Below are 14,340 nucleotides of genomic sequence, written 5' to 3'. Positions count from 1 at the left end.
TCAAAAATGGTGTAAGCGGCGCGCAGTCTAGCACAGCGGCCGCGAAATACGACGCTTAGCGGCTGAAGAACTCGCCGAAGGCCCGGCTACCCTCGCCTGTGCTAATGGTATTGACCACTTTGAGCGTCTTGGCGTCGATGACCGATACGTTGTTATCGAACCAATTGGCGACGTAGACCTGACTGTCGTTGGGATGGGTGCAGATGCCCTCGGGCTTGTCGCCGACCGGGATCACCGCGACCGGCTTCAAGGTCGCGGTGTCGATCGCGGTGACCGTGCCGTCGTCCTGGTTGGTCACGAACAGCAGGCTATCGTTCAAGGCCAGCGCCACCGCGTAAGGCCGGGAGCCAACCTTGATCGTCGCCAAGCGTTTTAAACTGTGGGAGTCCAACACGCTAACGTCGTCGCTCTCGACATTGGCCGAATACAAGCGCTTGCCCTTGCCGTCCACCGCGATGCCGAACGGATGCTCGCCAACCTTGGTGGTATTGCGGATCGTCAATTTGGCCAGATCGATTTGAGAAATCGAATCGTCGATCCGATTGGCCACGTACAGCCAACGGTTATCGGGACTGACCGTCATGCCCGACGGCGATTTGCCGACCGTGATAGTCTTAATTTTCGCGAAGGTCTTGGCGTCGAAAACCGCGACCGAGTTCTCGTACCAATCGGCCACGAACACCAGCTCGCCCTTGCGGTCGGCCGCGATGCCCAGCGAGGCGCCGCCGACCTTGACGACTTTGAGCACCTTGAGCCGCTCGCTATCCAACACCGCGAAACCGCCGCCTTCCGGCGTGCTGATGTAAATCTGCTTCAATACCGAATTCACCGCGACGCCGGCCGGCTTGCCTTCCACCTTGACGGTTTCGACGACGCTCTGCTTGTCGGTATCGATCACCGACACCGAATTGTCGAGTTGATTGGTGATGAACGCGGCCGGCGCGGCCCGGACATTCCAGGCACTCAGCATTAACGTCGCGATCAATACGGGCTTGCGGAAATGAGTCATGATGACGAGAAAGCAACAAGTGGACCGAGCGAAACCCGGCCGAGGCGATAGAGACGCTAGCGCGCGTCTCTATCCTGAGAGCATGGTTTAGCGTTTCATCTCGATTTCGACCTTGCCAGCGTGGCCGGTCAATTTGCGCGAAACGTTTTCCAGACCGGTGGTCAATACTTCGGTAACGGCTTTGTCGGCCGCTTCTTCGTTCAACTCGGCCGGCGGATTGTTGTTGACGTAGGCGCGGTAGTAAGTCGCCACCCACTCGATTTCGGCCTTGCCGCCTTTATCGGCCACCGACAATTCGGCGGCGTAGTTGCCGACCGGCAGCACCGGCAGCGGCTCGTCTTGGCCGGCGTGTTTAATGGTGCCGGTCGAACTCATGTCGATGATTTTATATTTGTAGGCCATTTTGGCGTCTTCGTAGGATTTCAACTCTTCCTTAATGGTACCGCCGCTTTGCAGATGCAAGGTACGCACCGAACCTTTGGTGTTGTCGCCGCCTTCGACGCTCTTAATCGATGGATGCCAGGACATGTCGTTGTAATTCTTGATTAAGTCCCAAACCTTGGCGGCCGGCGCATCGATGGTCAGGGTCGCGGTCAGTTTAGCTCTGACCGGGCCGTGCGCGTTGGCCAAGCCGGTAAACAACATCAGAGCCGCTGAAACGAGTAGCGAGGTTTTTTTCATAAACGGTTTCCTATGGTGGTCGCGTAAAAATAAGGCGGCGATTATAAGATAAAATCCGCCGACTAGTCGTCGCAAACGCAAGTTTGCGGAATTTTTCCCGTCACCCGAGCCACCATGACCGCACCCAGCTTTTTCTGGCACGATTACGAAACCTTCGGCGCCGATCCGCGCCGCGACTGGCCGTGCCAGTTCGCCGGACTGCGCACCGACTACGACTTTAATATCGTCGGCGAACCGCTGATGGTCTATTGCCGACCGCCGGACGACTACCTGCCCCACCCGGAAGCTTGCTTGATCACCGGCATTACCCCGCAAGTGGCCCGCCAGCGCGGCGTATGCGAAGCCGAGTTCGCCGCGCGCATCCATGCCCAACTCGCCCAACCCGGCACTTGCGCGCTGGGTTACAACACCTTGCGTTTCGACGACGAAGTCACCCGCAATCTGCTGTACCGCAATTTTTACGACCCCTACGCCCGCGAATGGCAAAACGGCAACTCGCGCTGGGACTTGATCGACATCGCCCGCGCCGCCCGCGCATTGCGCCCGGACGGCATTCACTGGCCCGACAACGCCGACGGCCTTCCCAGCTTTCGTTTGGAAGAACTGACCCGCGCCAACGGCATCGGCCACGCCGACGCCCACGACGCGCTGGCCGACGTCCACGCCACGATCGCGGTCGCCAAGCTGATTAAGCAACACCAACCCAAGCTTTTCAACTACTTGTTCGAGCACCGCCTAAAAAGCCAAGCGCTCGGCTTGTTGAAACTCGGCAGTTTCACGCCGCTGGTGCATATTTCCGCCCGCTACCCGGCTCGCAACCACTGTCTGGCGGTGGTCGTCGCGCTGGCCCAGCACCCGGTCAACGCCAACGAAATCATCGTTTACGATCTGTCCGCCGATCCCGGACCCTTGCTCGATCTTTCGGCCGAACAAATCCGCGAGCGCCTATTTGTTGCCAACGACGACTTACCGGAGGGCGTCACCCGCATCCCGTTGAAAACCGTGCACGTCAACAAAGCGCCGGTGCTGGCGCCGCTGTCGGTGATCCGGCCGGCCGACGCCGAGCGACTTCAACTGGATTTGGGCCGTTGCCAGATACATCTGCAACAACTGCAAGCCGCGCCGCCGTTGGCCGACAAATTGGGCGCGGTGTTTCGCCGCGACTACGCCGACGCTCCAGACGATCCGGACTTGATGATCTACAGCGGCGGCTTCTTCAGTGCCGGCGACAAAGCCGCGATGAATCGAATCCGCCAATTGCCGCCGGCCGAACTGGCCGACTTCGATCCGGGCTTCGACGATGCCCGCTTGCCGGAAATGCTGTTTCGCTACCGGGCTCGCAATTATCCGGAAACCCTGACCGCCGAAGAGCGCGGGCTTTGGTCGGCGCATTGCCGGCGGCGCCTGCTGGAACCGGCGCCCGACCGGCCCAGCGCGCTGGAAAGTTTTAAAGCCAGCATCGCCGCGCTGTCGCCCGATACCGACAAGCAAGATCCGGCGATACTGGCGCAACTGCTGGCGTATGCCGACGAACTGGCCGCAAAATTGGCAAACCCTAAAAAATAATCGGTTTTAGCGCGCCAAACCAAGCGTAACCGGCAAATTACCGTATAATGCCGGCCATTTGAGTAAATTTCGACCGAGGAAGCATGAGCATCACATTGTCCGACCGCGTTAAAGCAGTCAAACCGTCCCCTACCCTGGCCATCACCGCCAGAGCCGCCGCCATGCGCGCCGCCGGTAAAGACATCATCGGCCTGGGCGCCGGCGAACCGGACTTCGACACGCCGGAACACATTAAAACCGCCGGCATCAATGCGATCAACTCGGGCTTCACCAAATACACCGCCGTGGACGGCACCGCCGGCCTGAAGAAAGCCATCATCGCCAAATTCAAGCGCGACAACGGTCTGGATTACGAGCCCAAGCAAATCCTGGTGTCCTGCGGCGGCAAGCAAAGTTTTTACAATCTGGCTCAAGCGTTGCTGAACCCCGGCGACGAAGTCATCATCCCCGCGCCTTACTGGGTATCCTATCCGGACATGGTGCTGTTGGCGGACGGCGTGCCGGTCATCGTCGAAGCCGGCCAATCGCAAGGTTTCAAGATCACGCCTGCCCAGTTGCGCGCCGCGATCACCGCCAAAACCCGTCTGCTGGTGATCAACAGCCCGTCCAACCCGACCGGCGCCGCCTATAGCTTGGATGAACTGAAAGCGCTGGGCGACGTGTTAGTCGATTTCCCGGACGTGTTAATCGCCACCGACGACATGTACGAACACATCCTGTGGAACAAGGGCGAATTCGTCAACATTCTGAACGCCCACCCCGGCTTCTACGACCGCACCATCGTGCTGAACGGCGTCTCCAAAGCCTATTCAATGACCGGCTGGCGGATCGGCTACTGCGCCGGCCCGGCCAACTTGATCGATGCAATGTGCATCATTCAATCTCAAAGCACATCCAACCCGACCTCGATCTCGCAAGTCGCCGCCGAAGCCGCGCTGAACGGCGATCAAGGCTGCATCGACGCGATGATGGTCGAGTTCAAGAAGCGCCACGACTTCGTCGTCGCCGAGTTGAACACGATAGACGGCATCGAATGCCTGGCGACCGACGGTACTTTTTACGTCTTCCCCAATGTGGACAAGCTGATCGCCCGCCTGGACGGCATCAACGACGACCTGGAATTCGCCGAATACCTGATCGAAAAAGCCGGCGTCGCGCTGGTGCCCGGCTCGGCCTTCGGCTGCCCAGGCCACATCCGCATCTCGATCGCCACCAGCATGGCCAATCTGGAAAACGCTTTGGCCCGCATCAAGCAAGCGGTCTGAGCACGCCGCGCCGGACGGCCAACTTTACGTTGACAATTCGGCGCTTTGCTTTAGAATTCGCCGGCTACTGTCTCCGCGACAGCACCGGGCCTCGGTGGCGAAATAGGTAGACGCACGAGACTTAAAATCTCGCGACCGAAAGGTCGTACCGGTTCGATTCCGGTCTGAGGCACCATTTATGCATCCAACAGGGTGCAACCCAATTCAAAAACCCGCAAGTTTACTGGCTTAGCGGGTTTTTTATTGTCCGGCGCCATCCAACGAAAACGAGTCCAGCACACACTTAGAAGCGATGCCAAAATCAACGCCAGCCGATTGGCTTTAGGTCTTATCATTCAACCGCCTGACCGTCAGCGCCGCGCGTTGCTCGATCAGCTGTACGATTTGTTCAACCGCCGGATTTCCGACAAAGTCATGATCCGCCGATGCTTGCAAAGTGCGCGCGACAAGCGGTAGCCGTTGGCACAAGCCGAGGATACGTTTTCGGGTTTGCGCTACCGATAAGCCCGCCGCTTGGGCAAAGCGATCCCAATGTCGGGCTTGCACTTCGCTGAATTTGTATTTGCCACCCAACTGCATCGCCATCTTGGGCGTCAGGCTGGGATAAACGGCGGTTGACAATACGTCGTAGAGCGGCGCCAGAACGGCGCACTTGTCGGCATACAAGATAGAAAAGTTCTTGGCATGGGCGTCGTGGTTGCCGATCAAAGCATTGAAAATGACCGCATCCAGCAGACGCAACACCTGCGGCGCACTCGGTCGGGTCACGCGGCGGACTAAGTCAAAGCACTGATCCAACCCCGGCCCACCCTCGTTCTGGTATTTCAATTCGGGCACTATGCCAAGTGCCTGGCAGAAATCTTCCTGATGCAGTCTCACGCGTCGGCCATTTGCAGCCAGTGTTCTGTCGTAACGCTCAACCAACAGAAATTGGCGCTCGCCAATGCTGCCAATTTGCGACTGTGCGGTATCAAGTTGCATTGCTCTGGCCAAGGTCATGCAAAAAGCTTCGTTGATCACACTGTCTTTCACGGCAGCGATGGTCGGTTTGAGAATGTGGGTACTGGGCGCGCCATTGCGGGGCAAGCCTATTCGTTGACCATCAAACACCACCGGCAACTTATCCTGTGCGCCCGCCAAGGACAGGCGCAAGCCATCGCGACCAGCCAGCATCGGCCGCTGCGGCAATTCATCCAACAAGGTAACTACGTCAGAGTCGGATAACCAGTCTATCTCGTTCGCTGGTTCAGATACAGTGGGTAATCGGTCTGGCGGCAAAAGCGAAACGGCGCCGGCGCATTCACCGCCAATATGATCGAGCAAGGCAAAGTCGTTCTGCTTCGAGACCTGAAACTGGCGTGCGATCAGTTGGCGTAATTTGCCTTCCGGTAACAATCCCGCAAAGAAAGGTCGCGTCTGTTCGTCGTTGAACGGCTCAACTTGCAACGGCAGCGAACAGGAGAGCGGGATCGCATCGGCTTGTTGCAACCAGTCGGCGCTATAGCTAAATTGCAGACTACCCTCAACTAGCGCCAAATCCCCCACCCGGCGTTCGAATAAATAGACGGCAAGCAAATGGCTCATGGTGCTTCGGTGATGTCCGGCAGTCCGTCGAGCATGATCTGACCACCCAATGCCTCGATCACTCGCATCACCGTTTCCAGACGTACAGTCGGCTTGCCGGCTTCAAGGTCGACGATAAAGCGAACGCCAACGCCTGCCGCCAATGCCAGTTCGGACTGCGTTAATCCGAGCTGTTTGCGGGCAGAGCGTAGCGCTTGGCCAAGTTGTTGGGTCGATTGGATGTTGATCATAGTGTTCTTCCCGTTCGGGAAATTATTAGGCGAAAACAATTAATATTCAAGTTTAATTTCCCGTACGGGAAAATTAATTTAGAATTTACGAGAGACAAGCATCGAAGTTCCCGTTCGGGAAAAATAGCCCCTTTCTGTGTCAAGTCTATCTGACTTTGATGGTTAGCGCTGAATGCTGATGATATAACTTAGGGTAATTGCAAAAACGAACCAAGTGAAAACAACCGACAGCAAATGACTAGCAAACAGAAAAAATCCAAAGCAACCTGGAGCGACGTTAAATCCAAATTGGCTGACGTCGATCGTGTTGGCCTGATCGGTCTGATACAAGATCTATACGCAGCCAATAAAGATAATCAAACGTTTCTACATGCCCGATTCGGGTTGGGCGAGGATATTCTTAAACCCTATAAGGACACGATTTCCCGCTGGATTTGTCCGGATGTCATGCGTAATCAACCTATTTCAGTGGCCAAAGCGAAGAAAGCGATTACTGATTACAAAAAAGCAGTCGGTCAACCTGAAGGACTGGCCGAACTGTCAATTTTCTATTGCGAAGAAGTATTTGTTTTCTTGGGTTACTGCGGCATGGACGATGAAGGGTATTTCGACGCTCTGGTGCGACTATTTGAGCAGGCACTGAAGTACGTCATGGCGCTACCTGAAATCAACCGCGCACCGTTAATCGACCGACTCGAGCGAGTCGCGCAGCAAGGCCATAACTGGGGTGTTGGCGACTACATGGAAAGTTTGTTATCCGAGTATGGGATTGATGGCTGATCAAATTACGTCGGAATGGCTCCGAGCTGAAAATGCCCGGCTGATTGCTTTACTCGAAGCGCATAACATCGAGTGGCGAGGTACCGCCAGAACCTCCACCCAATACTGTCTCAATTGAACCGGAATTATCAGCTCTTTCAACGATCGAAAAAGTTGCGTTATTTCGTCGATTGTTTCGCGGCAGGTCCGACGTGTATCCCGTTCGCTGGGAAAGCAAATCCACCGGCAAATCTGGCTACTCGCCAGCTTGCGCGAATGAATGGCGGCCCGGTGTCTGTCACAAGCCTCGTATCAAATGCTCAGATTGTGGCGTTCGGCAACTGAGTGCCTTGTCCGATGCTGTCATTTATAGCCATCTTTCCGGCGAGCACACCATTGGTGTTTATCCGTTGCTGGCTGACGACAGTTGTTATTTTCTGGCAGTCGATTTCGACGAGGCCGATTGGAAGGAAGATGCACGGGCATTTGTCCAGTCATGCTCTGAACTAGGGGTACCGGCAGCACTGGAAATATCGCGTTCCGGCAATGGTGCTCATGCTTGGATTTTCTTCGCGAGCAAGGTTTCCGCGCGTGATGCCAGACGACTTGGCACTGCCATCATCAGCCATACCTGCTCTCGGACTCGGCAACTGAAGCTGACTTCCTACGATCGCCTATTTCCTAATCAAGACACCATGCCCAAAGGTGGTTTTGGCAATTTGATCGCATTGCCCTTGCAGAAAAAACCACGGGAGAATGGGTTTAGCGTGTTTGTCGATAAGCACTTACAGCCCTATCCCGACCAGTGGGGCTTTTTAGCCAGTATTCTGCCGATGGCTACCGTGGATATTGAGCCAACTATTTTGCGGGCCACGGGCAATGCACATCCATTGGATGTCACTTTTATCGATGAGGAAGATCACAAAGAACCTTGGAAGCGGTCTGATAGCAAAAATGCCAAACTTGCCGGGCCGTTGCCTGATTCACTGTCTATTACTCTGGCTAACCTGATCTATTTTGAGAAATCCGAGCTGCCACAACCTTTGGCAAATCGACTGATACGTCTCGCGGCCTTTCAGAATCCTGAGTTTTATAAAGCACAGGCTATGCGCTTCCCGGTTTGGGATAAGCCACGTGTCATTGGGTGTGCCGAAAACTATCCGAACCATATTGCATTACCGCGCGGCTGCCTGGATGGCGCCTTTAATTTATTGAAGGAAAATGGTATTCGCTATGATTTAAAGGATGAACGCTTTGATGGACAAGCAATCGACATTGCATTCGCCGGTACTCTGCGATCGGATCAAGAACTGGCAGTCAGTGAAATGTTGCAACACCACGCGGGTGTGCTCTGTGCGCCTACCGCATTTGGTAAGACGGTGACTGCGGCCGCGATTATCGCTCGGCGAGGCATCAATACCCTGATTCTGGTCCATCGAACCGAACTGCTCAAACAATGGCAGGAAAGATTGCAATCCTTCCTGGGCGTAGGCAAAGGTGTGGTTGGAACCATTGGCGGCGGTAAAGCCAAACCCACCGGCAAGATTGATATTGCGGTGATGCAATCCTTGTCACGTCAAGGTGAAGTGAATCCATTGGTAGAAAATTATGGCCATGTGATCGTCGACGAGTGTCACCACATCGGCGCCATTTCATTTGATGCCATATTGAAACGGGTTAAAGCCAAATATGTGCTGGGGTTGACTGCCACTCCAGTGCGCCGAGATGGGCAACAACCGATAATTTTCATGCAGTGTGGACCAATTCGGTACACAGCCGCCAAGCCAGATAACGCTCCAAGCGATCTGGAAGTTATTCCACAGATGATGTATAAGACAATCGATCTGCCTCAGGAATCCGCTATTCAAGATGTATTTCGTCACATTGCCAGTGATGTGGACCGAACGGCGGCGATTGCCCGCGAGGTCATTGCGGCTTTTGATCATGGGCGAAAAGTGCTGGTCCTGACTGAGCGCACCGAACATCTGGATGCTATTTTGTCAGCGCTGGACAACAATTTACCGCCACCTTTTGTTCTTCATGGTCGAATGTCGAAAAAGCAACGCTCAATTTTGATAACAGAGCTCGAAGGGCTGCCGCCGGATGCTCCGAGGGTTTTATTAGCCACGGGTAAATTGGTGGGTGAAGGTTTTGATCACCCACCACTGGATACCTTGGTTCTGGCCATGCCGATCTCATGGAAAGGAACTCTGCAACAATACGCCGGACGCTTACACCGAGAACACGCCACCAAAACCGATGTTCGGATTATCGATTTTGTCGACACAGGCCACCCGGCTCTACTGCGTATGTGGGACAAACGTCAACGCGGATATCGGGCAATGGGCTACCGAATGGCTGCCCCAAGCTGATCAACAAGCATTCGAATTCGATTGGTCATTTGAGAATTGAACCCGTAGCATTTTCGAAAGTTGATAAAAAGTTTACTACTTTGATGGAGACGGTAAAACCGAGGCAAAGAGCAAAACCTAAAATCGTGTACTCGATCGTGTACTTCCGATTTTTATCAAATAATTTACGTTTTATTTCATATGATTAGCTATATTTCTAGTCCGGTCTGAGCACCATTTATGCGTCCAAACGGATGTAACCCAATCCAAAAACCCGCAAGTTTACTGGCTTCGCGGGTTTTTTATTTTCCAACGCCATCCAACGAAAACGGAAAATTAGCCAAGTACACACTGCGGCCAGGAAGGCTTGGAACGGATCTGAAAAATTGTGCAGATTATTCATTGAGATGTTTTCCCTAGATCATTATCGGGGTGTCGATGTAGAAATCCGTTTCCATCAAGCAACATGGAGCCGCAAAATCCAGCCATAGGTGACGACACCACCCCAAACTTGTCACCAAGGCGTCGCCAGCGGATAATCCGGCTTACTTTTTGTCTTACTCGAAGGAGTATGCCAGTGTCTACCGCCACGATTACCCTATCCAGCAAGGGCCAGGTTGTCATCCCCAAGGAAATTCGCGACGAACTGCATTGGGAAGCCGGCACGGAACTCACCCTGGTGTCCAATGCCTCCGGCGTTACGCTGAAAGCGGTGCCGAAGAAAACCGGCCGTACTATGGCAGACTTGATTGGTATGCTCAAACATGACGGGCCGCCGCTATCTACCGAAGCCTTATGCCAACCGGTAGACCTCAACGAAGAAGATAGTTCGGATGCCTCATGATCGCCTTTGACACCAACCTGCTGGTGCGGGCGCTGGTGGACGATCATCCGGAACAGGTCGCCGTGGTTCGCCAATTGATTGCCAGCGATAGTATTTTTATCTCGCGCACCGTTCTGCTGGAAACCGAATGGGTGCTGCGCGCTCGCTACAAGAAAACCCGCGACCAACTCAGCGCATTTTTCTCGGCATTGCTGGAAGTAGACAACACGGTGGTCGAGGATGCCGAAGCCGTCAGTCATGCGCTGGAATGGTACGCGCAAGGCGCCGATTTTGCCGATGCCCTGCATCTGGCGGCTTGCGGTAAAGCCGTGATGCATACCTTCGATCGCGAGTTTTGCAAGTCAGCGCGCGAGGCCGGTATCACGCCGGAAGTGCGGGTTTTACCGATTTGAAGCGCTGACATATGTCCAACGGCAATGCCCTTTCAATAAACCGGGCAGATACGACTCGTCAGCCCAATAAGAACATCACCAAAACAACATGGCCCAATTAGAAAACATCGAAGCCATCGAAAAACGCTTGTGGAAAGCCGCGGACACACTGCGCAGCAACTCGGAACTAGCCGGTAACGAAGAATACCGCCTGCCTGTGATGGGTTTGATTTTCTTGCGCCATGCCTACAGTCGTTATCTGGCGGATAAAGATGACATCGTCGTCAAGCTGCCTAGCCGGGGCGCAATGCCCGTTGGTAATTGCGCCTTACAGCCTTAAATATTAATAAATTTGGATAATATATGATTAACTTGGAAGAAGTTTTCAAAGTTGGCGGCGTCCCTACTTTAACTTTTGTAGAGCCGGTGGAGTATTCAGCATTACTTGTTGCACTTCGGACCCCAGGAAGAGGGGTTGTAATAGAAGGCCCTTCTGGAATAGGTAAAACAACTGCAGTAAATCGGGCACTTGATAAGCTAGACCAAACTAATAGCGCGTTAGTTTTGTCCGCAAGAAAATCAAAAGATGTTGATATTATAAGTAATCTACCTGAAATTGATAATGCTGGCGTGGTGATTGTGGACGACTTTCATCAACTGGAAGTCGGAATTAAACACAAAATTGCTAATTACATGAAGGTTCTTGCCGACGAAGAAAGGAAAGACAGCAAAATTGTTCTCCTGGGAATCAATCAAGCAGGTCAAGCATTGGTTAATTTTGCTCATGATTTGAATAACAGGGTGGAGATAATAAAGTTTGAAGCCAATCCTGAATATAAATTAATAGAATTATTAGAAAAGGGAGAAGCAGCGCTTAATATAGAATTAAATGTTAAGCAAGAAATTACCGAATCAGCTCATGGAAGCTTTTATATTGCTCAGATGCTAGCTCATCAGGCTTGTTTAGACTCAGGAATTTTAGAAACTCCTCCCACTAAAGTTACAACAGCTGTTAGTTTTGAGTTAGTTAGAGGAAAGGTATTCGACCGATTGTCGAGAAGCTTCAGAGATCGGACAATAAGATTTGCTCAAGGTACAAGAGTACGCCGCGAGGGACGAGCCCCTTATTTGCATTTACTTTTCTGGCTAGGCAAATCTGTCGAGTGGAGTTTATCAATAGATGACGCTTTAATGAGATATCCAGAATTACGCGGAAGCGTTATTCAAATAGTAGACAAAGGCTACCTCGAAAACCTAATTAGTGATAATGAAGATATAAAAACCGTGCTTCACTTTGACTCAACAACAAAACTACTTTCAGTAGAAGATCCTCAATACATTTATTATTTGAGGAATATTTCTTGGTCATCTCTTGCCAAGGAATCTGGTTTTATGACTATGAACTTTCCATGTCCGTATGACTTTGCCCTTTCATTTTCTGGTAATGATAGAAACATAGCAAAATCCTTATTTGATTGTTTATCTGAAATGGAATTTGAGGTTTTTTATGATCAAAACGAACAGCATAGAATGCTTGCTGCAGATGTTGAAGATTATTTGAGACCAATATATATGACAGACGCTCAATTCGTTATTGTACTACTAGGTGAAGAATATCCAAAACGAATTTGGACAAGATTCGAATCTAAACAGTTTAGGGATAGATTTAGAGAAAATTCTGTTATACCAATTTGGTTTGATTCTGTGCCAGAAGGAACATTTGACGAGAGCTCTCGCGTTGGCGGCGTTATTTTTAAAAGCTCAGAAGAAATGGAGCCACAAATTCAAGCTATTGCTGATTTATTTCGTAGAAAAATTGGAGAAATAAGAGGTTCGTAGCTCCGTTAAGCAAAACAAGTTTAATAACTCATCTCGCCTTGAATAAAAATATATATTGAGGATCTTGCTTGATTACTTACGTCGTAATATTTTTCATCATTCTTCTGATAATCGAAACATTCAAATCGCCATTTTTCATCGTTCCCACGCTCCGCGTGGGAACGCAGCCTCGGACGCTCCAGCGTCCATCACCAAACATCGATCTCCATCAACCCCGCCGAGCCTTGATAGTTGGCGGCACTGGAATAACGCCAATGCTGCGGTAAGTTGACATAACCCCGTTTGACCGGGTTAGCGTGGATGTAGTCCAGCTTCTGCCGCATCATCGCTTCGTTCAAAATCATTTCGGCATGTACGCCCTCTTGCCAGAACTGGTATTCGCGATCCCGTTTATGTGCGACTTTGGCAAAATGCAGGCGTTGCAGCAGGCGCTCGGCTTGTTGCCGCTGGAGGTGGTCGATGATCCGGCGGGCGGTATAAGCTTTGAAGCTGGCAACGCATTTGTCGAGTTCCGGGGCTTGGGCGATAAAGTGCAGATGGTTTTCCAAAACCACGCAGCCGTAGCTAGTGGCGTGCGGTGAGGTAACGAACCGCACGGAACATGTAAATCAATTCGTAGTCGGCGAAGCTTGATAAGCCACACCAAACCGCTCGGCAAGTTTCGCCAACCGCTTGTCCAACGTCCACAGCTTGGCGCCGGGCGTGATCAAAACCGAGGCTAGCAACTGCAAATCGATTAGCCCGCAACCCAAGCCATATAGCGCTTCGCGCTCGATAAAGTCTTCCTCTTCTTGCAAACCGGCTTGATTGCAAAACCTTAATTGGCGGAGGTTGTCCAGGGTTTGGGTTCTCGGCGCGGGCGGTGTGCCGCAGGCCAATTCGGCAATAATCAGCGGGTGGATCAACGCCGAATCGGAAACAAAGCAAACGCACCAGGTCTTCGTTGCGATTTTTGAAATGGTCAACCCAAACCGAGATATCGACCAATATCATGTAGACGGTTCGGTTTGTCGGCGATCTCGGGGAATATCCGCCATCTCCGGCATGGTTCCACCTAACGCAGCCAAGCGCTTGGCGGCCTGAATCCGCACGAAGGTTTTCATCGCTTCCCGGAAGATTTCGGCCTTGTCCATGTCCGGATCGGCCATTTCCAGGGCTTTTTGATACAAGGTGTCGTCAATGGTTACGGTGGTTCTCATGGTGTTTTCTCGACATCAATTCTGATGATGTACTGTATCAAATATTTTTAATCGTTCCCACGCTCCGCGTGGGAACGCAGCTTCGGACGCTCCAGCGTCCATCACCAAACGTCTATCTCCATCACCCCCGCCAAGCCTTCATAGTTGGCGGCACTGGAATAACGCCAATGCTGCGGTACGTTGACATAACCGCGCTTGACCGGGTTAGCGTGGATGTAGTCCAGCTTCTGCCGCATCATCGCTTCGTTCAAAATCATTTCGGCATGTACGCCCTCTTGCCAGAACTGGTATTCGCGATCCCGTTTATGTGCGACTTTGGCAAAATGCAGGCGTTGCAGCAGGCGCTCGGCTTGTTGTTGCTGGAGGTGGTCGATGATCCGGCGGGCGGTATAAGCTTTGAAGCTGGCAACGCATTTGTCGAGTTCTGGGGCTTGGGCGATAAAGTGCAGATGGTTTTCCAAAATCACGTAGCCGTAGAGTTTTAAACCTGTTTGTTGGCGTTGGTATTGCCAACTGTCGAGGACGATTTGCACGGTTTCCGGGCGGGTAAACACGGCCAGCCATTCCACGACGGTGCAAGTCATGAAATGGGGTTTGTCGGCTTCGGTGATAAGATAACGGCTTCTTCCCACGCTTTACCTT

Annotated in this window: 17 protein-coding genes and 1 tRNA gene; 9 read left to right on the top strand and 9 right to left on the bottom strand. The window is 52.4% G+C overall.

Annotated elements, in window-relative coordinates; all coding sequences use genetic code 11:
* Positions 1–55: 55 nt before the first annotated feature.
* Both ACQE3D_RS10165 and ACQE3D_RS10160 read right to left on the bottom strand, forming a co-directional pair.
* Positions 56–1,009 (bottom strand): YncE family protein, encoded by a 954-nt coding sequence (locus ACQE3D_RS10165; protein WP_313728074.1) that lies wholly within the window; start codon positions 1,007–1,009, stop codon positions 56–58.
* 87 nt (positions 1,010–1,096) lie between these two features.
* The gene (locus ACQE3D_RS10160) at positions 1,097–1,690 is read right to left on the bottom strand and encodes an SRPBCC family protein (protein WP_281023122.1); all 594 of its coding nucleotides are present in this window, start codon (positions 1,688–1,690) and stop codon (positions 1,097–1,099) included.
* A 114-nt stretch (positions 1,691–1,804) separates the two neighbouring features.
* On the opposite strand from ACQE3D_RS10160, the gene sbcB reads away from it, so the two are divergent.
* The 3 genes from sbcB to ACQE3D_RS10145 all read left to right on the top strand — a co-directional run bounded on the left by sbcB (position 1,805) and on the right by ACQE3D_RS10145 (position 4,696).
* The gene (gene sbcB / locus ACQE3D_RS10155; RefSeq protein WP_313728075.1) at positions 1,805–3,256 is read left to right on the top strand and encodes an exodeoxyribonuclease I; all 1,452 of its coding nucleotides are present in this window, start codon (positions 1,805–1,807) and stop codon (positions 3,254–3,256) included.
* Positions 3,257–3,339: 83 nt separating this feature from the next.
* Positions 3,340–4,521, top strand: a complete 1,182-nt coding sequence (locus ACQE3D_RS10150; protein ID WP_313728076.1) for a pyridoxal phosphate-dependent aminotransferase — start codon at positions 3,340–3,342, stop codon at positions 4,519–4,521.
* A gap of 88 nt (positions 4,522–4,609) precedes the next feature.
* Positions 4,610–4,696 (top strand) — tRNA-Leu (locus tag ACQE3D_RS10145).
* A gap of 146 nt (positions 4,697–4,842) precedes the next feature.
* On the opposite strand, the gene ACQE3D_RS10140 is transcribed toward ACQE3D_RS10145, so the two are convergent.
* Both ACQE3D_RS10140 and ACQE3D_RS10135 read right to left on the bottom strand, forming a co-directional pair.
* Positions 4,843–6,105 carry a type II toxin-antitoxin system HipA family toxin gene (locus tag ACQE3D_RS10140; protein WP_313728077.1) on the bottom strand — a complete coding sequence of 421 codons (1,263 nt, stop codon included), beginning with the start codon at positions 6,103–6,105 and terminating at the stop codon, positions 4,843–4,845.
* A complete protein-coding gene (locus ACQE3D_RS10135; protein ID WP_313728078.1) occupies positions 6,102–6,335 on the bottom strand; it encodes a helix-turn-helix transcriptional regulator in 234 nt (77 codons plus the stop codon). The genes ACQE3D_RS10140 and ACQE3D_RS10135 overlap by 4 nt, the downstream gene beginning before the upstream one ends.
* Before the next feature lie 234 nt (positions 6,336–6,569).
* On the opposite strand from ACQE3D_RS10135, the gene ACQE3D_RS10130 reads away from it, so the two are divergent.
* The gene (locus ACQE3D_RS10130; RefSeq protein WP_313728079.1) at positions 6,570–7,115 is read left to right on the top strand and encodes a hypothetical protein; all 546 of its coding nucleotides are present in this window, start codon (positions 6,570–6,572) and stop codon (positions 7,113–7,115) included.
* Positions 7,116–7,159: 44 nt separating this feature from the next.
* Complete coding sequence (locus tag ACQE3D_RS10125) at positions 7,160–9,466, top strand: TOTE conflict system archaeo-eukaryotic primase domain-containing protein (RefSeq protein WP_409521086.1); 2,307 nt, start codon at positions 7,160–7,162, stop codon at positions 9,464–9,466.
* A gap of 217 nt (positions 9,467–9,683) precedes the next feature.
* Here the strand turns inward: ACQE3D_RS10125 and ACQE3D_RS10120 are convergent, their stop codons facing one another.
* The gene (locus ACQE3D_RS10120; RefSeq protein WP_313728081.1) at positions 9,684–9,848 is read right to left on the bottom strand and encodes a hypothetical protein; all 165 of its coding nucleotides are present in this window, start codon (positions 9,846–9,848) and stop codon (positions 9,684–9,686) included.
* Between the two features lie 174 nt (positions 9,849–10,022).
* On the opposite strand from ACQE3D_RS10120, the gene ACQE3D_RS10115 reads away from it, so the two are divergent.
* The 4 genes from ACQE3D_RS10115 to ACQE3D_RS10100 all read left to right on the top strand — a co-directional run bounded on the left by ACQE3D_RS10115 (position 10,023) and on the right by ACQE3D_RS10100 (position 12,499).
* Complete coding sequence (locus tag ACQE3D_RS10115) at positions 10,023–10,289, top strand: AbrB/MazE/SpoVT family DNA-binding domain-containing protein (protein WP_313728082.1); 267 nt, start codon at positions 10,023–10,025, stop codon at positions 10,287–10,289.
* Positions 10,286–10,681, top strand: coding sequence for a type II toxin-antitoxin system VapC family toxin (locus tag ACQE3D_RS10110; RefSeq protein WP_313728083.1), 396 nt, complete (start codon positions 10,286–10,288; stop codon positions 10,679–10,681). The genes ACQE3D_RS10115 and ACQE3D_RS10110 overlap by 4 nt, the downstream gene beginning before the upstream one ends.
* A gap of 88 nt (positions 10,682–10,769) precedes the next feature.
* Positions 10,770–11,000, top strand: coding sequence for a type I restriction-modification system subunit M N-terminal domain-containing protein (locus ACQE3D_RS10105; protein ID WP_313728084.1), 231 nt, complete (start codon positions 10,770–10,772; stop codon positions 10,998–11,000).
* Positions 11,001–11,023: 23 nt separating this feature from the next.
* The gene (locus tag ACQE3D_RS10100; RefSeq protein ID WP_313728085.1) at positions 11,024–12,499 is read left to right on the top strand and encodes a TIR domain-containing protein; all 1,476 of its coding nucleotides are present in this window, start codon (positions 11,024–11,026) and stop codon (positions 12,497–12,499) included.
* Between the two features lie 188 nt (positions 12,500–12,687).
* On the opposite strand, the gene ACQE3D_RS10095 is transcribed toward ACQE3D_RS10100, so the two are convergent.
* The 4 genes from ACQE3D_RS10095 to ACQE3D_RS10080 all read right to left on the bottom strand — a co-directional run bounded on the left by ACQE3D_RS10095 (position 12,688) and on the right by ACQE3D_RS10080 (position 14,330).
* Positions 12,688–13,095 (bottom strand): transposase, encoded by a 408-nt coding sequence (locus ACQE3D_RS10095; RefSeq protein WP_313728086.1) that lies wholly within the window; start codon positions 13,093–13,095, stop codon positions 12,688–12,690.
* Positions 13,096–13,107: 12 nt separating this feature from the next.
* Positions 13,108–13,464, bottom strand: a complete 357-nt coding sequence (locus ACQE3D_RS10090) for a VapC toxin family PIN domain ribonuclease (protein WP_427551703.1) — start codon at positions 13,462–13,464, stop codon at positions 13,108–13,110.
* A 24-nt stretch (positions 13,465–13,488) separates the two neighbouring features.
* Positions 13,489–13,698 (bottom strand): type II toxin-antitoxin system VapB family antitoxin, encoded by a 210-nt coding sequence (locus ACQE3D_RS10085; RefSeq protein ID WP_313728088.1) that lies wholly within the window; start codon positions 13,696–13,698, stop codon positions 13,489–13,491.
* 101 nt (positions 13,699–13,799) lie between these two features.
* Positions 13,800–14,330 carry an REP-associated tyrosine transposase gene (locus tag ACQE3D_RS10080; protein ID WP_313728089.1) on the bottom strand — a complete coding sequence of 177 codons (531 nt, stop codon included), beginning with the start codon at positions 14,328–14,330 and terminating at the stop codon, positions 13,800–13,802.
* Between the last annotated feature and the right edge of the window lie 10 nt (positions 14,331–14,340).

The sequence above is a fragment of the Methylomonas sp. MS20 genome, from assembly GCF_050275925.1.
Taxonomy (GTDB): domain Bacteria; phylum Pseudomonadota; class Gammaproteobacteria; order Methylococcales; family Methylomonadaceae; genus Methylomonas; species Methylomonas koyamae_A.
Note: the sequence above shows the minus strand (reverse complement) of the source record. Positions and strands in the feature narration are given on the sequence as shown.

Bases quoted from the DNA above. Each gene is read 5' to 3' on its own strand.
- ACQE3D_RS10130 (WP_313728079.1), top strand. From the start codon at position 6,570: ATGACTAGCAAACAGAAAAAATCCAAAGCAACCTGGAGCGACGTTAAA.
- ACQE3D_RS10100 (WP_313728085.1), top strand. From the start codon at position 11,024: ATGATTAACTTGGAAGAAGTTTTCAAAGTTGGCGGCGTCCCTACTTTA.
- sbcB (WP_313728075.1), top strand. From the start codon at position 1,805: ATGACCGCACCCAGCTTTTTCTGGCACGATTACGAAACCTTCGGCGCC.
- ACQE3D_RS10085 (WP_313728088.1), bottom strand. From the start codon at position 13,698: ATGAGAACCACCGTAACCATTGACGACACCTTGTATCAAAAAGCCCTG.
- ACQE3D_RS10135 (WP_313728078.1), bottom strand. From the start codon at position 6,335: ATGATCAACATCCAATCGACCCAACAACTTGGCCAAGCGCTACGCTCT.
- ACQE3D_RS10150 (WP_313728076.1), top strand. From the start codon at position 3,340: ATGAGCATCACATTGTCCGACCGCGTTAAAGCAGTCAAACCGTCCCCT.
- ACQE3D_RS10110 (WP_313728083.1), top strand. From the start codon at position 10,286: ATGATCGCCTTTGACACCAACCTGCTGGTGCGGGCGCTGGTGGACGAT.
- ACQE3D_RS10165 (WP_313728074.1), bottom strand. From the start codon at position 1,009: ATGACTCATTTCCGCAAGCCCGTATTGATCGCGACGTTAATGCTGAGT.
- ACQE3D_RS10160 (WP_281023122.1), bottom strand. From the start codon at position 1,690: ATGAAAAAAACCTCGCTACTCGTTTCAGCGGCTCTGATGTTGTTTACC.
- ACQE3D_RS10140 (WP_313728077.1), bottom strand. From the start codon at position 6,105: ATGAGCCATTTGCTTGCCGTCTATTTATTCGAACGCCGGGTGGGGGAT.
- ACQE3D_RS10120 (WP_313728081.1), bottom strand. From the start codon at position 9,848: ATGAATAATCTGCACAATTTTTCAGATCCGTTCCAAGCCTTCCTGGCC.
- ACQE3D_RS10105 (WP_313728084.1), top strand. From the start codon at position 10,770: ATGGCCCAATTAGAAAACATCGAAGCCATCGAAAAACGCTTGTGGAAA.